The organism is Cupriavidus sp. UBA2010, from assembly GCF_002335265.1.
Taxonomy (GTDB): Bacteria; Pseudomonadota; Gammaproteobacteria; order Burkholderiales; family Burkholderiaceae; genus Cupriavidus; species Cupriavidus metallidurans.
In genome coordinates this window covers 249303-274640 of the sequence record NZ_DDCI01000033.1, presented here as the reverse complement: position 1 = coordinate 274640, position 25338 = coordinate 249303, and the positions used below count along the sequence as shown (strand labels likewise).

22 protein-coding genes are annotated in these 25338 nt (G+C 64.3%); 4 read left to right on the top strand and 18 right to left on the bottom strand.

Annotated features, from left to right (window positions below; translation table 11 throughout):
* Nucleotides 1-21 precede the first annotated feature (21 nt).
* The 3 genes from B2246_RS25030 to B2246_RS25020 are packed head-to-tail and all read right to left on the bottom strand — an operon-like array spanning nucleotide 22 to nucleotide 5045.
* Nucleotides 22-2814: a methyltransferase domain-containing protein gene (locus B2246_RS25030; protein ID WP_051705552.1), complete on the bottom strand. Its 2793-nt coding sequence runs from the start codon at nucleotides 2812-2814 to the stop codon at nucleotides 22-24.
* Complete coding sequence (locus B2246_RS25025) at nucleotides 2807-4309, bottom strand: ABC transporter ATP-binding protein (protein WP_035884699.1); 1503 nt, start codon at nucleotides 4307-4309, stop codon at nucleotides 2807-2809. Before B2246_RS25025 ends, B2246_RS25030 begins: the two co-directional genes overlap by 8 nt.
* Entirely contained in the window at nucleotides 4299-5045 is a 747-nt protein-coding gene (locus tag B2246_RS25020; protein WP_200876320.1) for an ABC transporter permease, read from the bottom strand. Before B2246_RS25020 ends, B2246_RS25025 begins: the two co-directional genes overlap by 11 nt.
* A gap of 196 nt (nucleotides 5046-5241) precedes the next feature.
* Here B2246_RS25020 and B2246_RS25015 point away from each other — a divergent pair, with 196 nt between their 5' ends.
* Together B2246_RS25015 and B2246_RS25010 are read left to right on the top strand one after the other, a co-directional pair.
* The gene (locus B2246_RS25015; RefSeq protein WP_152564950.1) at nucleotides 5242-5580 is read left to right on the top strand and encodes a hypothetical protein; all 339 of its coding nucleotides are present in this window, start codon (nucleotides 5242-5244) and stop codon (nucleotides 5578-5580) included.
* A gap of 302 nt (nucleotides 5581-5882) precedes the next feature.
* Nucleotides 5883-6632 (top strand): M48 family metallopeptidase, encoded by a 750-nt coding sequence (locus B2246_RS25010; protein WP_011517408.1) that lies wholly within the window; start codon nucleotides 5883-5885, stop codon nucleotides 6630-6632.
* Nucleotides 6633-6752: 120 nt separating this feature from the next.
* Here the strand turns inward: B2246_RS25010 and hutG are convergent, their stop codons facing one another.
* From hutG to B2246_RS24955, 11 genes are all read right to left on the bottom strand, one after another.
* A complete protein-coding gene (gene hutG / locus B2246_RS25005) occupies nucleotides 6753-7568 on the bottom strand; it encodes an N-formylglutamate deformylase (protein WP_008644124.1) in 816 nt (271 codons plus the stop codon).
* A 49-nt stretch (nucleotides 7569-7617) separates the two neighbouring features.
* Nucleotides 7618-9027 (bottom strand): formimidoylglutamate deiminase, encoded by a 1410-nt coding sequence (locus B2246_RS25000; RefSeq protein ID WP_035884693.1) that lies wholly within the window; start codon nucleotides 9025-9027, stop codon nucleotides 7618-7620.
* A complete protein-coding gene (gene hutI / locus B2246_RS24995; RefSeq protein WP_035884692.1) occupies nucleotides 9024-10271 on the bottom strand; it encodes an imidazolonepropionase in 1248 nt (415 codons plus the stop codon). Before hutI ends, B2246_RS25000 begins: the two co-directional genes overlap by 4 nt.
* Nucleotides 10268-10843, bottom strand: coding sequence for a HutD family protein (locus B2246_RS24990; RefSeq protein WP_011517411.1), 576 nt, complete (start codon nucleotides 10841-10843; stop codon nucleotides 10268-10270). Before B2246_RS24990 ends, hutI begins: the two co-directional genes overlap by 4 nt.
* Nucleotides 10840-12546, bottom strand: coding sequence for a urocanate hydratase (gene hutU, locus B2246_RS24985; RefSeq protein ID WP_017510750.1), 1707 nt, complete (start codon nucleotides 12544-12546; stop codon nucleotides 10840-10842). The genes B2246_RS24990 and hutU overlap by 4 nt, the downstream gene beginning before the upstream one ends.
* Before the next feature lie 68 nt (nucleotides 12547-12614).
* Nucleotides 12615-14183 carry a histidine ammonia-lyase gene (gene hutH / locus B2246_RS24980; protein ID WP_035884691.1) on the bottom strand — a complete coding sequence of 523 codons (1569 nt, stop codon included), beginning with the start codon at nucleotides 14181-14183 and terminating at the stop codon, nucleotides 12615-12617.
* Nucleotides 14184-14292: 109 nt separating this feature from the next.
* Nucleotides 14293-15060, bottom strand: coding sequence for a histidine utilization repressor (gene hutC / locus B2246_RS24975; RefSeq protein WP_011517414.1), 768 nt, complete (start codon nucleotides 15058-15060; stop codon nucleotides 14293-14295).
* A gap of 4 nt (nucleotides 15061-15064) precedes the next feature.
* Nucleotides 15065-15844 carry an ABC transporter ATP-binding protein gene (locus B2246_RS24970; protein ID WP_008644773.1) on the bottom strand — a complete coding sequence of 260 codons (780 nt, stop codon included), beginning with the start codon at nucleotides 15842-15844 and terminating at the stop codon, nucleotides 15065-15067.
* Nucleotides 15841-16716, bottom strand: coding sequence for an ABC transporter permease (locus B2246_RS24965; RefSeq protein ID WP_017510747.1), 876 nt, complete (start codon nucleotides 16714-16716; stop codon nucleotides 15841-15843). The genes B2246_RS24970 and B2246_RS24965 overlap by 4 nt, the downstream gene beginning before the upstream one ends.
* Nucleotides 16717-16732: 16 nt before the next feature.
* A complete protein-coding gene (locus B2246_RS24960; protein ID WP_011517416.1) occupies nucleotides 16733-17686 on the bottom strand; it encodes an ABC transporter substrate-binding protein in 954 nt (317 codons plus the stop codon).
* A 329-nt stretch (nucleotides 17687-18015) separates the two neighbouring features.
* Nucleotides 18016-19041: an NAD-dependent epimerase/dehydratase family protein gene (locus B2246_RS24955; protein ID WP_035884690.1), complete on the bottom strand. Its 1026-nt coding sequence runs from the start codon at nucleotides 19039-19041 to the stop codon at nucleotides 18016-18018.
* Nucleotides 19042-19051: 10 nt separating this feature from the next.
* Here B2246_RS24955 and B2246_RS24950 point away from each other — a divergent pair, with 10 nt between their 5' ends.
* Complete coding sequence (locus B2246_RS24950) at nucleotides 19052-20107, top strand: CDP-6-deoxy-delta-3,4-glucoseen reductase (RefSeq protein WP_011517418.1); 1056 nt, start codon at nucleotides 19052-19054, stop codon at nucleotides 20105-20107.
* A 277-nt stretch (nucleotides 20108-20384) separates the two neighbouring features.
* Nucleotides 20385-21572, top strand: a complete 1188-nt coding sequence (locus B2246_RS24945; protein ID WP_035884689.1) for an acetylornithine transaminase — start codon at nucleotides 20385-20387, stop codon at nucleotides 21570-21572.
* 112 nt (nucleotides 21573-21684) lie between these two features.
* Here B2246_RS24945 and B2246_RS24940 read toward each other — a convergent pair whose 3' ends face one another.
* The 4 genes from B2246_RS24940 to B2246_RS24925 are packed head-to-tail and all read right to left on the bottom strand — an operon-like array spanning nucleotide 21685 to nucleotide 25311.
* The gene (locus B2246_RS24940) at nucleotides 21685-22401 is read right to left on the bottom strand and encodes an ABC transporter ATP-binding protein (protein ID WP_011517419.1); all 717 of its coding nucleotides are present in this window, start codon (nucleotides 22399-22401) and stop codon (nucleotides 21685-21687) included.
* Between the two features lie 16 nt (nucleotides 22402-22417).
* Nucleotides 22418-23194 (bottom strand): ABC transporter ATP-binding protein, encoded by a 777-nt coding sequence (locus B2246_RS24935; RefSeq protein ID WP_011517420.1) that lies wholly within the window; start codon nucleotides 23192-23194, stop codon nucleotides 22418-22420.
* A gap of 13 nt (nucleotides 23195-23207) precedes the next feature.
* Complete coding sequence (locus B2246_RS24930; protein WP_008644903.1) at nucleotides 23208-24362, bottom strand: ABC transporter permease subunit; 1155 nt, start codon at nucleotides 24360-24362, stop codon at nucleotides 23208-23210.
* Between the two features lie 13 nt (nucleotides 24363-24375).
* On the bottom strand, nucleotides 24376-25311 hold the full coding sequence (locus B2246_RS24925) for a branched-chain amino acid ABC transporter permease (protein WP_008644904.1): 936 nt from the start codon (nucleotides 25309-25311) through the stop codon (nucleotides 24376-24378).
* Nucleotides 25312-25338 lie beyond the last annotated feature (27 nt).

Here is a 25338-nt window from a genome sequence, read left to right as displayed (position 1 = left end):
TCAACTTTAAGTACAGGCTAATCACCGCAGCGAATCTGTCTCGACGGTCTGTGCGGGTTTCGGGTCAGCTGCAACAACGACGGAGGTGGGGCGTTCGGCTGCGTTAGCGCTTGCGGCTTTTGATGCAGACTGAGCAACCCGCAGTTCGAGCTCGAGCGCCTCAATGCGCTTCAGGCGCTCGATTGAAAGTTGCTTGACTTCTTCCAGCGCAGCATCGGTCTGTTCGATGCGTTTCTCGAGCATCATTTTCTCGTCAAGGCGCTGCACTGACTGCGCCTTGACCTGATTGAGCGCAGTGTCGGTATTACGCAGGCGCGCTTCAAGCGAGATTATGTGCTCGAGACGCTGTACGGATAACACCTTGACCGCGTCGAGTGCCGTATCGGTATCGTGCAGGCGTGCGTGCAGCGCGACGTTTTCCTCGAGCCGCTGCACCGAAAGAGTCTTAGCCTCCTCTAGCGCGCCATTGGTTTGCTGAATGCGCGCTTCGAGCGCGAGTATGTGATCGAGACGCTGCACCGATAGCACCTTGACCGCGTCGAGTGCTATATCGGTGTCGCGCAGGCGCGCGTGAAGCGCGACATTCTCCTCGAGCCGCTGCACCGAAAGGGCCTTAGCTTCCTCTAGCGCGCCATTGGTTTGGTCGATGCGCGCTTCGAGCGCAAGGATCGAGTCGAGACGCGCAAGCGCGGTCTTCTTCGCATCGGCGAAGGCGGACTGTGTGCTCGCGAGCTGCGCTTCCAGCTGGTGGATACGTTCGAGCCGCTCCATCGAAGCTTGCTCAAGAACCGCCTTGTGCTCACCCTGCGCGTGACGCTCCTTACACACGCGATCGAACTCGTCGCGCAGCGCCGCAGTTTCGGCGCGGGCGGAGATGAGGTCTGTGTCACGCTGACGCAGCGCCGAGCGAAGCGACTGCTGGCTGATGCCATATAGCATCGCCTCACACCCATCGCCGCGCTCATGCGTAAGGGCCAAGGCCTGCGAGCAGGCTGTCGCACGATCTGCGATCTCGATCGCGTCGTTCATTGCGAAGACAAACGGGGCCTCGACGTTGCCGAAGAATTCCGGCCAGGCCGAACCAAGCAGCTGACCAGCGGTCGTCAAGCCGCGACGCCACCAAGTGCGCGCGCCTGCTTTCTCCGCGCCGAGCCACGACAGGGTGCCGGCCCAGAGCGCGGCATCGACCACCTTTGTACCAAGCGTCGGCGTGATATGTGTGATGTCCGCCCCTGCGACCGCCGCAAAATCGGCAAGCGCGGCGCTGCGATCGCCGCGCCGCAGACGTAGGCGCGCGCGCACATAACCCAACGAGACCTGCCACCGCTGGATATGCGGGTTGTCGGAAGACAGTGCGAGATAATCGGCGATCTGCTTGTCGAGTTGCGCGAGGTGCGCGTCGTCGGCGTGCTCCTCCAGTGCTCGGTAGCAAACGACGGCCAACGCCGCCCCATGATCCGCCGAATCGCGCGGGTAAGCCACCTGCACCTGCCTGGCGAGCCGCTTCAGTTCGTCTGCACGCTGCAGGCGGAACGGTATCTCGACCATTGCGTGGACGATCCATGGATTCGTGTAGTGCGCGCCGAAGTCCACCAGATGCGTAGCACCATCGAATCGACCGTGCACCGTCTCGCGATAGGCGAGCGAACGGCCGGTCTCCGGCGACTTCATCGCGACGGCAAGCCACCATTCCGCTTCCGAGCACGGTGCACTGGCCGGCTCGACAGCTTCGAGCACGCGCGGACGCTCGACCCACTGGCAATGCGAATCGACGAGCTTGCACCCGCTCGCGATCTGCCGCGCCAACTGCTCGATGATGAAGCCTCCAGCCACCTCCTTAGCGAGCCGCTCGTATGTATAGACGTGCAGGTGATGCGGGTTCGGGTCCTCGCCCGTCTCGTCGCTCCAGTCATTGGGCACGCTGACTATGATGCGGCCGCCCGGTCGCAGTACGCGTCGAAACTCGTCGAGCAAGGCAGTCGGCGCAGCCACGTGTTCGAGCGTCTCGAACGACACCACGACGTCGACTGACGCATCTTCGAAGCGGCCGAGCGCGTCGGGCAGGAAGCCGGCGATGAATTCCGTGTTGTCGCTCGCGAAGGACGCCGTGGCATAGTCGACCGCCCACCCGCTTCCGTCGATGCCATAGAAGCGGCTTGCGGCGGACAAATGGCGCATCGCATACGTTCCATAGCCAAGTCCGCACGCGGCGTCGATCACGACGTCGTTCGGGCGGATGAACTTCGACGCCCAGTTGTAGCGGACCACGTGCGCGTCGGAGCGCCGGCCGGCTTCGCGCAGCATGTCCATGTGGAGGTCGCGCTCTTCGAGCAGCCGCGCCATCGGAAAGTGCACCGCCGTGGCGGGTACCGGCTCAAGCAGCGTTGCGAGCTCGCGTGAAGTCTGCTCGAGCTCCGCATAGCCGAACAGGCGATAGTACGCGGGATGCTTGCGATACCCAAGCGCGAACGCGCGTCGCTCCATGCTCTCAACTGTATCCAACGTTTCGCTTGCGAGATGCTGAATGTATACACCATACGTGCGCGAAAAATTCGCGTCGGAGAGCACGGCGATGAGCGCGTCGTCAGACAGGTTTAAGCAGACAAGGCAAGACTTAGCTAAAAAATCGGGCGAGCAAGCCGAATGGGCAACGCCAAACAGCGTCGCGCCAGCCAACCCGTCGCCCTGCTCCAGGACTTCGCTGCCCGCGTCGCGCAGCAGGCTGCGGGCCGTCTCCGACATCGCACCGAAGACTATGAATCGGTTCGGGCCGAACGCGAGCAGCAGACGGCGGGCTATGTCGGCGTCACGCAACGCATTCTCCCTTCACTGCCTCTGCCGATGCGGCAACCAGCTTGACCTCCATAGTCGGGCAGATGTCGCAGACACCGCCGTACCAACGCTCGAACTTGTTCATCGAAACCCGGAAGAACGCACTTTCATCGACCCAGTGAAGCATGCGCTGATGACCCGGCACCAACAGTTTCTCCTGGGTGACGTATGACTGAACTTCGTAATAGCCCTCACCCAACCGGCATTCGAAACGCTGGCGCAACTCGATGATCTCACCTTCCGCGAACTGGCGATCCCACGTACGGGCAGCGCCGACTGGGCGCGTCGGCAGCAAATCGTCGTTGAAGGTGCCGCCCGAGTAGATTTTCACGCCTTCCTTGTTACGCAGGCGGAAGCCCAGGTTGAGGCCCTTGATGGGGTTGTTCACGCGGTATTGCACGCGGACATCGATCTCGTCGCCGGGATAGAACAAATTGCATGCTTCGCCCCTCGCATCGAAGGTCGTGGTACTCAAGACCTCGACATCGAGATCGCCGAACGACATATCCTCGCTGCGGGAGCGCACCTGCGCCGCCGCTTCAACCTCGGCAGGCGCCGCAACGCTTACGGCCGCTTCTTGCGGTTCTTTCTCGTCCCCTGAGACCACAACGGGCTCAATCGGCTTCACGCGCGGTTTCCCCGAGCTCGATAGATATTGCAGAACGTCCCGTGCCTGCTGGTTCTCCGCCTCGTGAAGCAGGCGCCGGTACTCCAGCACTACTTCCGACGATGTTCCCGTGCAGACCGTCTGGCCGTCCTTGAGCAGCAACGCGCGGTCAGTCAGTGTGCGCACTGATTCCTGGTCGTGCGAGACAAAGAGCAGGCTGCCGCCGTCGGCGAGGAAGCGCTCGATGCGTTGATAGCAGCGTTTCTGGAACAGAGCATCGCCCACAGCTAGCGCCTCGTCGACGATGAGGATGTCGGGATCAAGCTGCACCTGCACGGCAAACGCGAGACGCACCATCATTCCGCTCGAGTATGTCTTGACCGGACGATCGATAAAGTCGCCTATCCCTGCGAACTGCTCGATCTCGTCGAAGCGCTCAAGGACCTCAGCGCGCCGAAAGCCCAGCATCGCGGCGTTGAGGAAAACATTCTCACGGCCAGTGAATTCTGGATTGAAGCCGGAGCCGAGCTCGAAGAGGCCCGCAAGCCGTCCATCCGTCTCGATGCGCCCTGCGGTCGGCTTGAGGATGCCCGCGACCACCTGCAGGAGCGTCGACTTGCCGGCGCCATTCATGCCGAGAATGCCCACGCTTTCGCCGCGCTTCAGTTCGAAGGAGACATCACGCAACGCCCAGAACAGCCGGTGATACTCCTTGTTCAGCAGATGCTGCGGCAGCATGCGCTGCACCGCTTGAGGCAGCGCATGCTGGATCCAGCGCACGCCGTACTGCCGCAAGCGATCGGACGGTGCCGAGTAAATCCGGAAGCATTTGCTGACTCCCTCAACCCGCACTACGGTATCAGAGGACATCAGCAAACCCGTCGGAAGTATTCGAGAACCAGAGAAAACCTATCCAGGCAACCACCCAGCCCATGAGGAGCGCGGTGAGAAAGGCGGTTATGTTCGGAACGCGCCCCCAGAGCAGGACATCGCGCATCGACTGCACCTGCGCCGCGAGCGGATTAAATGCGGCAAAACCGCGCAGCGCTTCAGGCACGTCGGTCGGCGGATAGAAGATCGGCGTGAAGAACAGCAACGCAGTCGTGACAAGCCCCACAAGCTGCGCAATGTCGCGCACGTACACGCCAAGCGAGGCAAGGAACCAGCCTAGGCCGAGCGCGACGAACGCAACCGGCACGAGCATCAACGGAAAGAGCACGGCCGTAAGCGGGACGTGTCCCACCCATAGCCACTCGCCGATCAGCAAGACGACCACGCTGATCGAAGAGTTGATGCCCGCCGTGAAGACCGTCATCCACGGGAGGATCTCTAGCGGGAATACAGACTTCTTTACGAGATTTGGCGAACTCGTCACGAGCGTCGGCGCACGGTTCACGCATTCGGCAAAGAAGTTGAAGACGAGCAGTCCGGCAAAGAGGACGAGCGGGAATGGAAAATCGGAAGCACCGGGCGCGTTCCAGCGCGACTTGAAAACCGCGCCGAAAACGTACGAGTAGATACCCAGCATGGCTAGAGGCAGTAGGACAGCCCAGCACATCCCGAGGTGAGACCCTTTGTAACGGGAGGACACGTCGCGCTTAGTCATCTCCCACAGCAAGTGTCGACGACTGTGTCGGAGAGCGGCAAAAACTTTGAAAGGATGCATTACGGTGAGCAACCCCGACCATGGGTCACCATGGGTCCAAGCGGAGCCTAGATTACAGCTTGTCGCAAATTTTAAATGGATATTTACAGAATGGCCACCCCCCCCGAACGGGGGGGCTTGCACCTACAAATTTCGCATGCCGGACGCCAAGTCGTGCGTCTACCTAAGCTTGGGTTTGGAGCCACCCGGCCTCCCTTTTTATGAAGGCAGAATGGAAAAGTGGGGCAGCGCGGTAGTTCTGGGGGTACATCTGGGGGTACATTCCGAGCAAAGAAACAGAAAATCCTTATCCGGCGTACCTTTCCGGCAACTGTTTCAGTCCGACCCCGGCACCAACTCCCCCATCGATTCCATTGCCAACCTATCCACCGCCAGCGTGGAGGATCAAGGCATGGCGAAACCGACGCTCCAGTCTTCGACCTTGCCCTTGGCATTGTCCGGGTTGCCCCTGGCGCTGGCATCGGTCCTGGAATGACCATCGCTGCCCATCAGGCTCAGGTGCCCCCGGCCCGTGGCGGTCTGTCTGGCTACCTTCCCACTTGCCAACCGCGTATAGCCCGCCGGAGGCCGGCTTGTCGCTGTCCCGGTCGACGCCCTGCTCTTCCACGTACTGCGGCTCACCGAGCCGATCGTGCAGGCTGTGCGCGAATACGTAAGACATATCCCGCTGGCGCAAAGGCGCATCCGTTGCTTATTCTTCTACCGTGCGATCGAGCGGGCCCGTCGAAGGCCCGCCGGCACGAACAATCCTCGATAACTGCAACACAGGGAATGAAGATGATCCGACTTACCGCCACAACCGCGGCCGTCGCCTGCGCCGCACTACTGGCTGGCTGCGCCGGCGCCAATATGGATAGCCTCACCCAGGCTGGCACCAGCATGTTCTCGGCCGCCACACTCAGTGATGCCAACGTCAAGCAACTGTCCGACCAGTCCTGCGCGCAGATGGACAAGCAGAACACGCTGGCCACGCCGGACAGCACCTATTCGAAACGGCTCGTGAAAATCATGAGCGGTCTGCAGAACACCGGGCTGCCGCTCGATGCGAAGGTCTACATGACCAAGGATGTCAACGCGTGGGCCATGGCCAATGGTTGCGTGCGGGTCTATAGCGGGCTGATGGACATGATGAGTGACGACGAAGTGCGCGGCGTGCTTGGTCACGAGATCGGCCACGTGGCGCTGGGCCATACCAAGTCGGCAATGCAGGTGGCCTATTCCACCGCCGCCGCGCGTGGACTGCTCGGTTCGACGGGCAACGCCACGTTGACCGCGCTGTCGTCGTCGCAGTTGGGCGCGCTCGGCGAGCAGCTCGTCAATGCGCAGTTCTCGCAGCGGCAGGAAAGCCAGGCCGATGACTACTCGTTCGACCTGCTCACCAAGAACGGCGCCAACCGCCAGGCGCTTGTCACGGCATTCCAGAAACTGGCCAAGCTCGATGGCGGCCAGTCGAGCATGCTGAGTTCGCACCCCGGTTCGGCTGCGCGCGCGCAGCATATTCAGGACCGGATCGCCAGCGGGAAGTAGTCTCGCGCTCCCAGGACGCGGGAGCGGGTGTGGAGGTTCAGGATGCGACGTACGGCATATTGAACCGCTGGCCCCCGTTCCTCTCCCGCAAGCGGGAGAGGAACGAACACCACAGGCGCATCAGCGCGCTTCGACAAACGCCAGCATCGTCTCCAGCATCTTGCGGATAGCGGGCTGGATCGCGGCGGCCTTGGCCTCGCTGTACGCGAACGGGTACACCTCTTCCATGTAGGACGACTGCGTCTGCTCAAGCTGGACCGCGTGCACGCCCTGCGCCGGGTTGCCATACTGGCGCGTGATATACCCGCCCTTGAAGCGGCCATTGAGCACCGCGGTATGGTTCGGCACCGCGTCGGCGATCGCGATCAGTTCGGCTGCCAGGCCAGCGTCGCAGCTCTTGCCATCGGCGGTGCCCAGGTTGAAATCGGGCAGCTTGCCTTCGAAGAAGCGCGGCAGCATCGAGCGGATCGAATGCGCTTCCCAGAGGCCAATCGTCCCATGCTCGGCACGCAGACGCGCCAGCTCTTCCTGCAACGCGTTGTGGTACGGGTGCCAGACTGCGCCACGGCGCAGCGCGACTTCCGCATCGTCCGGCCCGTTCGTGCCATCGGCGTAGATCGGCGTCTTGTCGAACGTATCGACCGGGCACAGGCCCGTGGTGTCCTGGCCCGGGTACAGGTTCTGGTTATCGGGCGGACGGTTCAGGTCGATGACATAGCGCGAGTGCGTGGCCATCAAGATCGACGCGCCCAGTTCGCGCGCGCATTCATAGACGCGATCCATGTGCCAGTCGGTGTCCGGCACGGTGCGGGCCTCAGGCGTCAGGCGCTCGGCCAGTTTCGCGGGAAGATGGGTGCCAACGTGCGGCATCGACACCAGCAGCGGGCGTGTGCCGCGATGCAGGGTGAAAGCGGGGATATCGGTGGTGAAGGACATCGTTGTCTCTGGGGCTTCGGGATTGCAGTCCAGGCTCGGTCGGCCTGGCTCAGTCGGCCAGCAGGCGAGCACGCGTCTCGGCGAACAACCGGCCCGCGTCCGCCTGTTGCGGATGCACGCCATGCTGCACGCGGCACATGCCGCCGGTGCGGACTTCCGCTAGTGTCTCATGTCCGTGGCTGGCAAACACGTGCGTGGCCAACGCGCGTGCGCCGTCCAGGCCAGCCAGCGTCGGATGATTGCCATCCAGCACGACGAAGTCAGCACGCTGCCCCACTGCCAGCCCGGCCACCGGACGCGCCGACGCGCGCGCGCCGCCAGCCACCGCATCGAGCCAGAGCAGATCCGCCACCTGCGGATGCCGCGCCGATGCCAGCACATTGCGCCGCTGCATGGCCAAGCGCTGCCCATACTCGAACAGGCGCAGTTCCTCGGCCACGCTCACGCTGGCATGGCTGTCCGAGCCGATGCCCCATGCGCCGTTCTGCGCAAGGTACGGCGCCGCGTCGAACACACCATCGCCAAGGTTCGCCTCGGTGGTCGGACAGATGCCCGCCACCGCGCCGCTGTGCGCCAGGCGCCGGCGTTCGTCCCAGTCCATGTGCGTGGCATGGACCAGGCACCAGCGCGCATCCACCGGCGCGTGATCGAGGAGCCACTGCACGGGACGCACGCCCGTGGTCGCCAGGCATTCATCCACCTCTTTCTGCTGTTCGGCGATGTGGATGTGCACGGGCGCCGTCGCGTCCATCGCGTGCAGGTGCGCGACGGCCTGGGCCAGGCTGTGCGGCGGCACGGCACGCAGAGAATGCGGCGCGAGGCCGAGTCGCGCCCCATAGGCCGCGCAGTGGGGCGCGAGCTTTTCCAGCAGCGCCAGCATCGCATCGGTATCGTTGAGGAAGCGTCGCTGGTCATCCTGCGGAGGCTTTCCGCCGAAGCCCGCTGTCTGATACAGCACCGGCAGCAGCGTCATGCCTATGCCCGCCGTCTGCGCCGCGCGCAACAGCCGCAGCGACATCTCCGCCGGATCGGCATACGGCTTGCCATCGACATCGTGATGAACGTAGTGAAACTCGCACACGCTCGTATAGCCCGCGCTCAGCATCTCGATGTAGAGCTGGGTCGCGATGGCCTCCAGCGCATCGGGTGACAAGCGCAGCGCGAAACGGTACATCAGCGCCCGCCAGCTCCAGAACGAATCGCCACCAGCCGGGTCAGCGGTCTGGCTGACACTGCGGTACTCGGTGAGCCCCGCGAATCCGCGCTGGAACGCATGGGAATGGAGATTCGGCATCCCGGGCAATACCGGGCCTGCCGCTTGCGATTCTCCGGGGGCAGGTGCCACATCCGTCGTGACCGACGTAAGCACCCCGTGGGCGTCCCATTGCAGCCGTACATTGCGTGCCCACCCGCCGGGCAACAACGCGTGCGGCGCAAACAAGCTTGTCACTGCGGTCATCGTTGCCAACCTTCTCCCTTGCGGAATACCCGCCCTCGCCGCACGACGGCGGCGCATGGATTGCGGCCGAACCAGTACGCAAGCTCGGCCGGCGACGCGACCTGCCACAGCACGAAATCGGCGGCGCGATCCACCGCCAGCAGGCCATGCCGGTCGGCCGCGCCGAGCGCGCGCGCCGCGTGTGTCGTCACACCGGCCAGCACCTCGGGCACCGTCATGCGGAATATCGTGCAGCCCATGTTCATCATCAGCAGCAGCGAGGTGGTGGGCGACGTACCTGGATTGTGATCGGTCGAGATCGCCATCGGCACGCCATGCTTGCGCAGCAGCGCCAGCGGCGGCAGTTGCGTATCACGCAGGAAATAGTACGCCCCGGGCAGGAGCACGGCCACGGTACCCGCTTCGGCCATCGCCACCACACCGGCCTCGTCGAGGTGCTCGAGGTGATCGGCGGAAATCGCCTTGTGGCGCGCTGCCAGCGCCGCGCCGCCCAGGTTGCTCAGTTGCTCGGCATGGAGCTTGACCGGCAGGCCGTGGCGCGCAGCGGCCTCGAACACGCGCGTGGTCTGCGCGATCGAGAAGCCAATGCCCTCACAGAACGCGTCGACCGCATCGACAAGCCCTTCCGCAGCCAGCGCCGGCAGTATCGTCTCGCAGACCAGCTCGATGTACGCGTCGGCGCGGCCGGCGTACTCGGGTGGCAGCGCATGAGCGCCAAGGAACGTCGTATGGACGGCGACGCCATAGGTCTCGCCAAGCTGGCGCGCCACACGCAACTGCTTGCGTTCAGCTTCCAGCGACAGGCCATAGCCCGACTTGATCTCGATCGCGGTCACGCCTTCCGCGAGCAGCGGCTCGAGCCGCGCGGACGCCTGCGCGAACAGCGTGGCTTCGTCCGCCTCGCGCGTGGCGCGCACCGTGGACACAATGCCGCCTCCCGCGCGCGCAATCTCTTCGTAGCTTGCGCCGGCCAGCCGCATCGCGAACTCGTCGGCACGCTGCCCGCCATAGACCAGATGGGTATGGCAATCGACCAGTCCTGGCGTGATCCACGCGCCGTTGGCGTCGTGCCGCGGCAAATGGCGATATACGTCGGGCAGCGCGGCGAATGCGCCGAGCCATGCGATGCGGCCCTGCTCGACGACGATGGCGCCATCACGAATCGCCTGCGCCGGATCGGCGGCGGGCAGCAGATGGCAGTGATGCCAGACGCCGTCGGCTGACGGCGCTTCGTTGAATTTCATCGGACCGGTTCCTTATGCAAGGCCACGCGTAGGCACAGCGCGGACATCTCATCGTGAATCATCGTGACGGCCGGCGCTCCGGGCACCATCACGATGCCGTCGCCAGCCGTCATGTGCTGGCCGTCGCCACAATCCCATGCGCCGCGCAGCACCAGGATCAGCACCGTGGCGTCGGTGGGGTCGGCGGTGAACGCCTGACGCATCAGTCGAACCTCCGCGCGGCAAACGCCGCGACGCGTCATGACATTGAAGTCGCGCGTCGGGCCGTCAACCAGCGTCGCGTGGACGGCGCTATCGCCGGAAAATGCGAACGGCTCGCCGAGGTGCCTGAGCTTGTGGCAAAACGAATCGTCGTGAGCCTGCAGATGCACGCCAGCCCCGTCGATCAGCACGATCTGTCGGTCGATACCCGGAAACGCCGAGAACGGCCCGTCCATGGCGATATCGGCCACGCTGATGCGCCAGTCGAACGTATCCATGCCCGCGCCCGGCGGCCATACGGCGATTTCGCGCGTGGTGCCGCCACCGTTCTTCCACGGCGTCGGCACGATCCTGTCGAGTCCAAACTTCATGTACGGTTCACCATCGGCAGATTCAGTCCCTTTTCCTTCGCGCATTCGATGGCGGATTCGTAGCCGGCATCGGCATGACGCATCACACCGGTGGCAGGATCGTTCCACAGCACGCGTTCGATGCGCCTGGCCGCGGCGTCCGTACCATCGCAAACGATCACCACGCCAGCATGTTGCGAGAAGCCCATGCCAACACCGCCGCCGTGATGCAGGCTGACCCACGTGGCGCCGCCAGCCGTGTTCAGCAGCGCGTTGAGCAGTGGCCAATCAGACACGGCGTCGGAGCCGTCACGCATCGCCTCGGTCTCGCGGTTCGGTGATGCCACCGAGCCGCAGTCGAGGTGATCGCGGCCGATCACGACGGGCGCCTTCAGTTCGCCAGACTTCACCATTTCATTGAAGGCCAGGCCCGCGCGATGGCGCTCGTCGAGACCAACCCAGCAGATGCGCGCGGGCAAGCCCTGGAACGCGATGCGGTCGCGCGCCATGTCGAGCCAGCGGTGCAGGTGCTTGTCCTCCGGGAACAGTTCCTTCATCTTGGCGTCGGTCTTGTAGATATCCTCGGGGTCGCCGGAGAGCGCCACCCAGCGGAACGGCCCCTTGCCGCGGCAAAACAGCGGACGGATATACGCGGGCACGAAGCCGGGGAAATCGAAGGCGTTCTTCACGCCTTCGTCGAACGCCACCTGACGGATGTTGTTGCCGTAGTCGAGCGTGGGCACGCCCATCTGCTGGAACGCGAGCATCGCCTCCACATGCTTGACGATCGACGTACGCGCGGCCGCTTCCACGGCCTTTGGATCGCGCTGGCGCAGGTCCTCCCATTGCGCCACGGTCCAGCCCTCTGGCAGGTAGCCATTGACGAGATCATGGGCGGAAGTCTGGTCGGTGACGATGTCCGGTCGCATACCGCCGGCCTGCGCGCGACGCACCAGTTCCGGCACGATCTCTGCGGCATTGCCGAGCAGCCCCACCGAGATCGCCTGGCCATTTTTCGTGGCCTCGGCAATCATCGCCAGCGCTTCATCGAGCGTGGTGGCCTTCTTGTCGAGATAGCGCGTGCGGATACGGAAATCGATGCGCGATTCCTGGCATTCGATCGCCAGCACACAAGCACCGGCCAGCACGCCGGCCAGCGGCTGCGCGCCACCCATCCCGCCCAGGCCAGCGGTCAGGATCCACTTGCCGGTCAGGTCGCCGTTGTAGTGCTGGTTGCCTGCTTCGGCAAAGGTCTCGAACGTGCCCTGCACGATGCCCTGCGTGCCGATGTAGATCCACGAGCCAGCAGTCATCTGACCGTACATCATCAGCCCGGCGCGATCGAGTTCGTTGAACTTGTCCCAGTTTGCCCAGTGCGGCACCAGGTTCGAGTTGGCGATCAGCACACGCGGCGCATCGGCATGGGTGCGGAATACCCCGACGGGCTTGCCCGACTGCACGAGCAGCGACTCGTCTTCGCCCAGGCGGCGCAGGCAGTCGAGAATCGCGTCGAAGCACTCCCAGTTGCGCGCGGCCTTGCCAATGCCGCCATAGACCACCAGATCCTGCGGGCGCTCCGCCACGTCGGGGTCGAGGTTGTTCTGGATCATGCGATAGGCGGCTTCGATCAGCCAGTTCTTGCAGTGAAGCTGGCTGCCATGCGGCGCGCGGATCTCGCGCGGGCCACGCAGCGTCTGGGTGAATTGGTGTTCGTTGGCGTTCATGGTCGGTCCCGGGATGGATGAAGGCTGCTCGAATGGAGAATGGAGAATGGACTAGCGGTTCACGAAGCTCATGCGCCGACGTTCGTCGGCAAGATCTCCCGCACGGCGTCAGGCCAGCCCGCGCCCGCATCGCCTTGAACCACCCACTGCTTCATGGCCTCGATGTCCGGCGCGAGATAGCGATCGGCTTCGACGAACGCCACGCGCGCGCGGATACGCGCCAGTTCCTGCTCCACCAGCGGCGACGACTTGAGCGGTCGATGAAATTCGATACCCTGCGCGGCGGCCATCGCCTCGATGCCGACGATCACGGCGGTGTTGGCCGCCATATCGCCCAGGCGGCGCGCGCCGTAGGTGGCCATCGACACATGGTCCTCCTGGTTGGCCGAGGTGGGCAGGCTGTCCACGCTGGACGGATGGGCCAGCGACTTGTTCTCGGACGCCAACGCCGCGGCCGTGACCTGCGCGATCATGAATCCGGAGTTCAGGCCGCCATCGCGCACCAGGAACGGCGGCAGGCCCGACAGGCCGGTGTCGAGCAGCAGCGCAAGGCGGCGTTCCGAGATTGCGCCGATCTCGGCGATCGCCAGTGCGATGATGTCGGCGGCAAAGGCCACCGGCTCCGCGTGGAAGTTGCCGCCGGAGACCACATCACCCTGTTCGGAGAACACCAGCGGATTGTCGGATGCCGCGTTGGCTTCGATGCGCAGGATGCGGGCGGCATGGGTCAGGTTGTCCAGGCACGCGCCCATCACCTGCGGCTGGCAGCGGATCGAGTACGGGTCCTGCACCCGGCCGCACATCTTGTGCGAGTCGACGATCTCGCTGCCATCAAGCATCGCGCGTGCCGCGCCGGCCACGGCGATCTGGCCCGCCTGGCCGCGTGCCGCGTGAATGCGAGCATCGAACGGCTTGACCGATCCCTTGATCGCTTCGAGCGACAGCGCGCCCGCCACCAGTCCGGCCGCGAAGGCGTCCTCCGCGGCGAACAGGCCGGCCAGGGCCAGAGCGGTGGAAACCTGCGTGCCGTTGAGCAGCGCCAGACCTTCCTTCGGGCCCAGCGTGAAGGCGGCGAGCCCCGCATGGACCAGACCCTGCGCAGCCGGCACGCGCTGGCCGTCGACATACACATCGCCCACGCCGATCAGCGTGCAGGACATATGGGCCAGCGGCGCCAGATCGCCCGATGCGCCGACCGAGCCCTTGGCGGGGATGCACGGCGTCACGCCGTGGTTGGCCAGCGCCAGCAGCGCTTCGATCAGTTCGGGGCGCACGCCCGAATGCCCACGCGCGAGGCTGACAGCCTTGATGGCCAGGATCAGCCGCACGGTATCGACGGACAGGTCGGAGCCCGTGCCCACGCTGTGCGAGAGCACCAGATTGCGTTGCAGTTCGGCGAGCTTGTCGTGCGCGATGCGCGACTGGGCAAGCTTGCCGAAGCCGGTATTGATGCCATAGACCACCGCGTCGGCGTCGATGATGTCCTGCACGGTGGCCTGCGCGGCACGCACGCCGGCCCACGCCGACTCCGCCATCGCCAGTCGCACTTCGCCACGATGGATGCGGCGCAGGTCGTCCAGCGACACGTGGCCGGGGTTCAGCGTCAGGAGCGGTCGGGAATCTTGGGTCATCGTCATTCTCTGCTTGCTTTTCGGTCTTGGATAAAGACCTTGTATGGGCCTGTCTATACAGGTTAGTCGAAAAATAAGCCCGATGACCAGCTGTTGCTGGCCTCAGGCGCAAATATCAGCCGAAGGCAGGATTGCCGTCGGCACGGAAGCGGCTGCCAAGCCGGTAGCGGTTGCCCGGGTGCAGGCAACGCACGAACGTCACCGGCACGCCGTTGGTCCATGTGCGGCGCGTCAGCAGCAGACACGGCTGCGTCGGCGGCATTTCAAGCTGCGCCGCCTGCTCGGGCGTGGCGGAGATCGCATCGACCACATGCTCCACCTGGTCGTACGGCACATTGCGCAACAGGTATTCGCCGGGCTTGGTGCCGCTGAAATCCTGGTTGATGAAATCTGGCGCCACGCGCGGGTTCACGTAGCGGTCTTCGAGCTGAACTGGCACGCCGTCCTCGCGATGCACACAAACCGAGTGGTACACCGACTCGCCCGTGTGCAACTCCAGTGCGGCGGCGACCTCGATCGGCGCGGAGACGCGCTCCACCAGGATCACGTCGCACGCGTAGTCATGCCCACGCATACGGATCTCGTCCTGCAGGTTGACCACGGAAAGCAGCGTCGACTGCGGCTTCTGCTCGGCCACGAACGTCCCCACACCAGCCACGCGCACCACCCTGCCCTGCTCCGACAATTCGCGCAGCGCGCGATTGACCGTCATCCGCGATACCGAGAAGCGGTTCACGAGTTCCTGCTCGGACGGCACGCGGTCACCGGGTTTCCACACGCCGCTCTGGATCTGGCGCGCGATGTACTCCTTGACCTGCCGATACAGCGCGGCAGGTGCGGTGGCGTTGGTCGGGGTGGGTGCCTGGCTGGCGGACTGGTTCATGGTCTCAATGCTCGGCCGAGGCCATGGCTTCGGCGCGAATCTCCTCGGTCAGCCGTGCCTTCAGCGCGGAGAACTCGGGAGAGGTCTTGATCGTGTAGTGGCGCGGATGGGGGAAGTCCACCGCGATTTCGCTCTTGATCCGACCCGGCCGCGCGGAGAACACCGCCACCCGGTTGGCCATGAAGATGGCCTCGTCGATATCGTGCGTGACGAATAGTACCGTCTTGCGTGCGGACTCCCAGATGCCCAGCAGCAGTTCCTGCATCAGCACACGGGTCTGGTTGTCGAGCGCGCCGAACGGCTCGTCGAGCAGCAGGATCTTCGGATCGTTGGCCAGCGCCCGCGCAATTGCCGTGCGTTGCTGCATCCCGCCGGAGAGCTGCTTCGGATAGTGATGCTCGAAGCCGCGCAGCCCCACGCGCGCCATGAAGAAGTCGCTGCGCTCCTTCTGCGCGGCCTCGCTCATGCCGCGCTCGCGCAGCCCGAAGCGCACGTTCTGCTCGATGGTCAGCCATGGAAACAGCGTGTACGACTGGAACACCATGCCACGGTCCGCGCCCGGGCCGGCCACCGGCTGGCCATCGAGCAGCACGCGACCCCCGCTGGGCGTATCAAGCCCTGCCACGATGCGCAGCAACGTGGATTTGCCGCAGCCCGATGGGCCGAGGATCGTCACGAAATCGTTGTCGCGTACTTCGAAATCCACGGGCAGCAGCGCCTGCGTGGAGCCTCCGCGCGGATTCTCGAACGTGCGGGAGACCTGCTGGATCGACAGCGCGCTCATTTGATCGAACTCCACGGGAACAGGCGCTGGTTGGCCTGCTTGAAGACGAGGTCCGACACCAGCCCGATGCAGCCGATGACGATGATGCCGAAGATGATCTGTCCGGTATTCAGCAGTGCCTGGCTGTCCGTGATCATGTGGCCGATGCCTGACGACGAGCCGATCAGTTCAGCCACGATCACATAGGTCCAGGCCCAGCCGAGCACCAGACGCAGCGTCTCGGCGATATCGGGCGCGGCGCCCGGAATCAGCACGCGCCGCACGATGCCACGCGGCGTGGCGCCCAGCGTGTAGGCCGCTTCCACCAGATCCTTGCGCGCGCCGCCCACCGTCACCGCCACCATCAGCACGATCTGAAAAAACGAGCCGATGAAGATCACCAGCAGCTTCTGCGTCTCGCCGATACCTGCCCACAGGATCAGCAGCGGAATAAACGCCGACGCCGGCAGGTAGCGGCAGAACGAGACGAACGGTTCGAAGAACGCTTCCGCTGCCTTGTACGCGCCCATGAAGATGCCGAGCGGCACGGCCAGCAACGCGGCCAGCACGAACCCGCCCACCACGCGCCACACGGTCATGCCGATATCGCCGATGAAGCCGTACTGCGTGAAGAGCATCCAGCCTTCATGCGCCATCGTCAGCGGATCGGCCAGGAACGTGCGCGACACGAAGCCGCCCAGCGTGGCGACGGCCCACACCGCGAAGAACGCGACGAAGAACGACATGCCAAGCAGCCAGCGCGCGCGGGGCGATACCGGCACCAGCGGCGACATCCACGGATGGCGCGCGCGCCGCGCGGGCGCGCCCTGCGCCTCGATCGGCGCGGGCACGCGGGCAGCGGCCGCGGTGGTTGGCGTGGAGGCTTGCGACATGGCCGGGGACTCCGTCTTACTTGAGGAAGCGTGCGTCATAGATCGCCGTCACATCCGGCACCTGGCGAATCACGCCGATGTCCATCAGCACGCCGGCGGCTTCCTTGCTGAAGCTGGCCAGCTCACCACTGAAGAACTTGCGGTTGGCGTCCTTGTCCTGCCAACGCAGGTACGCCGCGGATTTCGCGAACTGCTCGCCGGTCTGCTTGACCGCCGCGCCCATGATCTCGTTGGCCTTGTCCGGCTCCTTGCGGATCATCTCGAGCGCTTCGAAATAGCTATCCACCAGCGCCTGCGCGGCCTTGGGATTGTCCTTGAGCCACTTCGGCGCGCAGCCGAGCGTATCGGTCACCATCGGGTAGTCGAGCGTGGTGGCCAGGATCTTGCCCTTGTCCGGGTTCGCGCGCACCGTCGACAGGTACGGCTCGTACGTCATTGCGCCGTCGTTCTGGCCGGCCACGAATGCCTGAGCGGCAGCCTGTGGCGACAGCGTGGTCACTTTGACGTCCTTCAGCGTCATGCCGTTTTTCTTGAGCATCCAGGCCAGGCCGAAATACGGCGCGGTGCCTGGCGCATCGACGCCGATGGTCTTGCCCTTCAGGTCCGCGAAGCTCTTGACGTCGCTGCGCACGGCCAGGCCGTCCGCGCCATAGGACTTGTCGAGCTGCACGATCTGCGTGATCGGCACCCCGTTGGCATTCCACGCCACATGCGTTTCCACCGTGGTCGCCGCGCACTGGATCGCGCCCGACGCCAGCGCAAGGTGGCGGTCCTTCTGCGGAATCATCTTGATGTCCACGTCAACGCCATGCTTCTTGAAGATGCCGGCCTTGTCGGCCAGTGTCAGCGGCGCGAAGCCGGTCCATCCACTCATGCCGAGCACAACCGGCGTGTTATCCGCATGGGCGGTGGCGGCGGCGGAAGCCGCGAGGGCAAGAATGGCGGTGACTGCGTGGCGTTGCAGCGACATGCGTCGGCTCCAATGGTCGTCAGATGTGGGGGCAGGACCCGTCTCCCGGATCGGGCGGCGCTGACTGCGCTGCCGCCGTGACGGGCAATTTAGCAACGCTGTATATACAAGTCAAACCCGGGGTTTACCTGAGATCAGGCACGCACCTGATTGCCGGAATACCAATAAACATGCGCGATAGCGGTGCGCCGGGATGCTGCGGCGCACCGTTGCCGATCACATCCGGATCCACTGGGATGGCACGCCGCACCATTGCTGTATATACAACAAGCGATGACAAAGGCATACGCAATCGGCGTGCCACCGCGAGATGGCGGGAGCAGATAGGGTCAGCGGTCGAAGAACGACGCGACGGTGGGGTATCGCAGCCGCAGCCGCAGTTCGCGCTTGAGCCGGCGATTGTCGATCCGGCGCGACTCGCTCATGAAGCTCAGCAACGTCGGCTCGATCATCTCGCGCGCCTGCTGCCGCGTGATGCGCGGCGGACGCGGCAGGCCCTTGCGATCCGCCACGAGGTCGAAGTAGTCGGCCATGCGCAATTCCGTGTCATCACTGGCGTGGACCACGCGCTGCGGGCGGCCACGCCACATCGCCGCGATCATCGTGCGCGCCAGGTCGTCGGCATGGATGTGGCTCGTGTAGACGTCATCCTGCGACGCCAGCGCCGGCGTGCGCTTGTTCAGGCGCGCGATTGGCAGGCGATCCTCGGCATAAATGCCCGGAATCCGGACGATACCGGCACGCCAGCCGGCGTCGCGGCCGAAACGCCGCACCGCCGCCTCCGCGGCGACCCGACGGCGCGCACGCGCGGTCTGGGGGCGCACCGCATCGAATTCCCGCACGCGAGCGCCGCCGCGATCACCGTAGACACCTGTCGTGCTGGCGTAGACGAACACCCCGCGCGACTGGTGCCGGCGGGCTGTCTGAAACGCCCGGTGCCAGCCTTGCTCGGGTAGAATGGCGGCCTCGCCAGCGCCGGTGGGGAGCCGGGGGAAGCGTGCTCGACGCCACGCCGTGCGGCGCAACGCGCCTAGCAAACCCTGCGTGCGCGGATCGCCCTCGCCCTGCCCGGGCGGCGGTGCCAGATCGATCACCCGCTCCGCCAGCCGCGACAGACGCGCCAGCGTGGCGGGCCGGTCCAGGTCCGCCACCAGCGGCACCGCGCCGGCTGCGCGAAGCTCGGCCCGGCGTTCTGGTTGTGAAGTGACGGCGAACACGCGCATACGCGCGGACAGCAGGCGCAGGATGCGCGTGCCGACATCGCCGCAACCGACGATCAGCAGGCGCGGACGACCCAGGCGCCGTGCGCCCCGTGGGGAAGACAATGCCGTTCGCGGCGACAGAATTTGGCTCATAGATCCGATTATGGCGTATCAAGTCACCGTAATGCCCAGCGGCCACAAGTTCGAAGTGGCCACCGATGAAACCATCCTTGGCGCGGCCCTGCGCCACAGCATTGGCTTGCCCTACGGGTGCAAGAACGGTGCGTGTGGCTCCTGCAAGGGCCGCGTGCTCGAAGGCACGATCCACCAGGGCGACCACGCCGCCGCGGCTCTGACCGCCCAGGAAAAAACGGAAGGCCGCGCGCTGTTCTGCTGCGCCAACGCCACTTCCGACATTACGATCGAATGCCGCGAGGTGCATGGCGCCGGCGATATTCCGATCAAAAAGATCCCCTGCCGCGTGGCCTCGGTGGAGCGCCTGGCCGACGACGTCATCGCCATCAAGCTGCAACTGCCCGCCACCGAGCGCATGCAGTACCTGGCCGGCCAGTACGTGGAATTCCTGCTGCGTGACGGCAAGCGCCGCAGCTACTCGATCGCCACGCCGCCGCACGAGGAAGGCCCGATCGAACTGCATATCCGCCACATGCCTGGCGGCGCGTTCACCGACTACGTATTCGGCGCCAAGGAAGGCGCGCCGGCCATGAAGGAGCGCGACATCCTGCGCTTCGAAGGCCCGCTCGGCAGCTTCTTCCTGCGCGAGGAATCGGACAAGCCGATCATCCTGCTGGCCTCCGGCACCGGCTTCGCCCCGATCAAGGCGATTGTCGAACATGCCGCGTACACGGGCATCACCCGTCCGATGACGCTGTACTGGGGCGGACGCCGTCCGCGCGACCTGTACATGCACGCGCTGTGCGAACAGTGGGCGCGCGACCTCCCGAACTTCAAGTACGTGCCGGTGGTATCCGACGCGCAGGCTGACGACAACTGGACCGGCCGCACCGGCTTCGTTCACCAGGCGGTGATGGCCGACCATCCGGACCTGTCCGGCCACGAGGTCTACGCCTGCGGCGCGCCCGTGATGGTGAACGCCGCGCGCGGCGACTTCTCGGCGCAATGCAAGCTGCACGAGGACGCGTTCTTCGCCGACTCGTTCACGTCAGAAGCAGACCTGCACAAGGGTGGCGCGGCCTGAGGGTATTGCCCCCAGAACGCCACTCGCCGTTCCGCTGACACAACAATGGCACCCGGGCCTGCCAAATTTCGCTTTGACACCCGGGCCCATGCGTCTTATATTGGCCGCCATGAACACCGCCAACTTCATCCGACGCCGCGCTCGTACGTTGCTCCCATTCGGGGTGCCGCGCGGCTGACCGTCAACAGCGTCTGTTCAGGTCAACAAGCCACGGGCAATCCCCGTGGCTTTTTGCTTTTTTCGACTTTTAGTTTCATGCCGACCCCAGGAGTCCGCCATGGCATTTGCTGAGTTTCCCGTCCAATCCCTGATGTACATCACCAACCGGCCCGAACTGGTTTTCACCGAAGGCAAGGGCTCTTGGCTGACGGACCATAACGGCAAGCGCTATCTCGATTTCGTGCAGGGTTGGGCGGTCAACGCACTGGGCCATTCGAACGAAGGCATGATCCAGGCGCTGGAAAAGCAGGCGCGCAAGCTGCTCAACCCGAGCCCGGCGTTCTACAACGAGCCGATGCTGAAGCTGGCGCAGCAGCTCACCGATAACAGCTGCTTCGACAAGGTCTTCTTCGCCAACAGCGGCGCGGAAGCCAACGAAGGCGCGATCAAGCTCGCACGCAAGTGGGGCCGCAAGCACAAGAACGGCGCGTACGAGATCATCACGATGGACCACAGCTTCCATGGCCGCACGTTGGCGACCATGAGCGCGTCGGGCAAGGCCGGCTGGGACACGATCTTCGCGCCGCAGGTGCCGGGCTTCCCGAAGGCCGAGCTGAACGACCTGGCTTCGGTGGAAAAGCTGATCACCGACAAGACCGTTGGCATCATGCTCGAGCCGGTGCAGGGCGAAGGCGGCGTGATTCCCGCCACGCGCGAATTCATGCAGGGCATGCGCGCGCTGGCCGACAAGCACAAGCTGCTGTTCATCGTCGATGAAGTGCAGACCGGCTGCGGCCGCTGCGGCACGCTGTTCGCGTATGAGCTGTCGGGTGTGGAGCCGGACATCATGACGCTCGGCAAGGGCATTGGCGGCGGCGTGCCGCTGTCCGCGCTGCTGTGCAAGGCCGATGTCGCCAGCTTCGAAGCCGGCGACCAGGGCGGCACGTACAACGGCAACCCGCTGATGACAGCCGTGGGCAGCTCGGTCATGGAACAACTGACCGCGCCGGGCTTCCTGGACGACGTGAAGGCCAAGGGCGAATACCTGCGCGAGCAACTGCTGGTGCTGACGAAGGAGTTTGGCCTGGGTGGCGAACGTGGTGAGGGCCTGCTGCGCGCGCTGGTGCTGGGCAAGGACATCGGCCCGCAACTCGTGGAAGAAGCACGCGAAATGTCGCCGGTGGGCCTGCTGCTGAACGCGCCGCGCCCGAACCTGCTGCGCTTCATGCCCGCGCTGAACGTGACCCGCGAAGAGATCGACCAGATGATCGGCATGCTGCGCGAGTTGCTGAAGAAGTTGGCCTGACTTCACGCCATGCAATGAAAAATGCCTCGCTTTCGCGAGGCATTTTTTGTTTGAAGCACCGGGTGTCTGCTCCCCTCTCCCGCAAGCAGGAGACAGGAGCACCACTGGCCTTTTACTCCCCCAGATACGCGGCCCGCACCTTCGGATCGTCGAGCATCTGCTTTGCGTCGCCGCTCATCGTGATCAGGCCAGACTCCATTACGTAGCCGCGATGGGCCGCCTGCAGCGCCAGGCGCGCGTTCTGCTCGACCAGCAGAACGGTCACGCCCTGCGACGACACCGTGCGTACCACCTCAAAGATCTTCTCGACCATGATCGGCGAGAGACCCATCGACGGCTCATCCAGCAACAACAGCTTCGGCTGGCTCATCAGCGCGCGGGCCATGGCCAGCATCTGCTGCTCGCCGCCAGACATCGTGCCGGCAAGCTGGTTGGCACGCTCCTTCAGGCGCGGGAACGTTTCGAACATACGGTCGATGTCGGCCTTGATGCCGGCCTCGTCGTTGCGCGTGTACGCACCCATCTGCAGGTTCTCGGTGATCGTCATGCGCGCGAACACGCCGCGGCCTTCCGGCACCATCGCCAGCCCTTGCTTGAGCAGCGCATAGCTGGGCACGCCCTTGATCGACTTGCCCATGTACTCCACGTCGCCGCCGGCCCAGCCCTGCAGGCCGGTGATGGCCTTCATGGTGGTGGTCTTGCCGGCGCCGTTGGCGCCGATCAGCGTCACGAGTTCGCCGTCTTTAATATCCAGGTCCACGCCCTTGACGGCCTGGATGCCGCCGTAGGCCACCTTCAGGCCCGAGATCTTCAGGATCGTCTGTGTCATTTGCGTCTCTCCCGCCTTAGTGCGCCGCTGCGCCGAGGTAAGCCTCGATCACGGCAGGATTGTTCTGCACTTCGTGCGGCAGGCCCTGCGCGATGACCTTGCCGTAGTCCAGCACGGTGAGGCGGTTGCACAAGCCCATCACAAGCTTGACGTCGTGTTCGATCAACAGGATGGTCTTGCCATCGTTCTTGATCTTCTCCAGCAGGCCACGCAACTCCACCTTCTCGGTGGCGTTCATGCCGGCGGCGGGTTCATCCAGCGCCAGAAGCTTCGGCTCGGTGGCCAGCGCGCGGGCGATCTCCAGACGACGCTGGTGGCCGTACGACAGGTTGCGCGACGTGAAGTTGGCGTACTTGCCGATGCCAACGTACTCGAGCAGATCGTGGGCCATGTCTTCAACGGCCTCTTCTTCCTGACGCACCGCAGGCGGACGGAAGATGGCGCCGAACAGGCCTGCCTTGGTGCGCACGTGCCGGCCCACCATCACGTTTTCCAGCGCGGTCATGTCGCCGAACAGTCGGATGTTCTGGAACGTGCGCGCGATGCCAGCCTTGGCCACTTCGTGCACGGCAGTCGGCTGGTACGGCTTGCCGCCCAGCACGAACTCGCCGGAGTCCGGCGTGTACAGGCCCGTGATCACATTGAAGAACGTGGTCTTGCCGGCGCCGTTCGGGCCGATAAGCCCATAGATCTCACCCGGATTGATCTGCAGGCCCACATCGGACAGTGCCTGCAGGCCACCAAAACGTTTGTTGACCCCCTGTACGGACAGGAGGAAATCGGAATTGCTCATGTTGTCCCCCTGTTCAGAAACGACCGACACTGCCGGCACGACGCACAACTGGGCGGTCTTCCTTGCGTGGCGATGGCCACAGGCCGGCCGGGCGATACAGCATCACGCCCACCAGGGCCAGACCGAACAACAACTGGCGCAGCACTTCGGCATCGACAATGACCTGGCCGAAGATACCGGTCTGGATCGGTTCCGCCACGGCACGCAACAGCTCCTGGAAGCCCACCAGAAGGATGCCGCCCAGGATCACGCCCGGGATGTGGCCCATGCCGCCCAGCACCACAATCGCCAGGACGTAGATCGATTCCCACAACGTGAACGATTCCGGCGAGACGAAGCCCTGGAATGCGCCGAAAGTCGCACCCGATGCACCGCCAAACGAGGCACCCATGGCAAAGGCCAGCAGCTTGATGTTGCGCGTGTTGATACCCATCGCCTTGGCGGCGATTTCGTCTTCGCGGATGGCCACGAAGGCACGGCCGATACGCGAGTTCTGCAATCGCAGGCAGATAAAGACGATGACAATGACCAGCGCCACCAGCAGGTAGTAGTACATGAACACCGGTGTGAACTTGAGCCCGAAGATCTCGTGCGACTTCGAGAAGTCGAAACCGAAGATGTGGACCGGGTCCACTGCCGTGATGCCCTTGGGGCCGTTGGTGATGTTCACCGGACGGTCCAGGTTGTTCATGAAGATGCGGACGATCTCGCCGAAGCCCAGTGTCACGATGGCCAGGTAATCCCCGCGTAGCTTCAGCGTTGGCGCACCCAGCAGCACGCCGAACGTGGCCGCCACCACCACCGCGATTGGCAGGACGAACCACATCGACAGGTGCAGTCCGTTAGGGAACAGCTGGTGGATCCACTCGAACTGATTGGACAGGTGAGGCGAGCCGAGCAACGCCATCATGTAGGCGCCTACCGCGTAGAACGCGATGTAGCCCAGATCAAGCAGACCGGCAAAGCCGACCACGATGTTCAGGCCCAGCGCCAGCATGATGTAGAGCAGCGCGAAGTCGAGCACGCGCACCCAGTAATTGCCGCCAAAGGTCTGGACGAAGAACGGCGCGCAGAGCGCGACCACCAGGAAGCCGACCAGCGCGGCCAGCGTCTTGGCCGGCACGCGCGACGGCGCCGCCACGGCCGTGGATGGAATCGGAGTATTCATGGATTCTCTCCCCTCAGGCGCGGTCAGCCACACGTTCGCCCATGATGCCGGACGGACGGAACACGAGCACGATGATCAGCACGATGAAGGCGAACACGTCCTGGTAGTTCGAGCCGAACACACCGTTGGTCAGGTCGCCGATGTAGCCCGCGCCAAGCGCTTCGATCAGGCCCAGCAGCATGCCCCCGACCATTGCGCCAGCCAGGTTGCCGATGCCGCCGAGCACCGCGGCGGTGAACGCCTTCAGGCCCGGGATGAAGCCCATGTAGAAATGGGCATTGCCGTAGTTGGTGGCCATCATGACGCCGGCCAGCGCCGCAAGCGCCGCACCGATCATGAACGTGGCGGAAATCACGAAGTTGGGGTTGACGCCCATCAGGCCCGCCACCTTCTGGTTCTCGGCGGTGGCGCGCATGGCGCGGCCGAGCTTGGTACGGTTCACCAGGGCCAGCAGGCCCGCCATCACCATCACGGCCAGGCCGATGATGACGATTTCCTTGCCGGTGATCGTGGCGCCGGTGGAGCCGATGTCGATCGGGCTCGACGGCAGCAGTTGCGGGAACGTCAGCGGGTTACGCGACCAGATCAGCATCCCCATGGTCTGGAGAATGATCGAGACGCCGATCGCGGTAATAAGCGGGGCCAATCGTGGCGCGTTGCGCAACGGCCGGTAGGCCACGCGTTCGATGGTATAGGCCAGAACTGCACAGACGGGCATGGCGATCAGCGTGGCGATCACCAGCGTCAGCCATTCGGGCAGGCCGGGGGCGAACTTTTGCAGCCCCATGATTGCCGACAAAGCGGTCAGCGCGCCAATCATCAGCACATCGCCGTGCGCGAAGTTGATGATGCCCAGAATGCCGTAGACCATGGTGTAGCCCAGTGCGATCAGCGCGTAGATGCTGCCGAGCACAAGACCGTTCACGATCTGCTGGATAAAGATATCCATGAAAACTCCTGCTTCAGCCCCGATCCG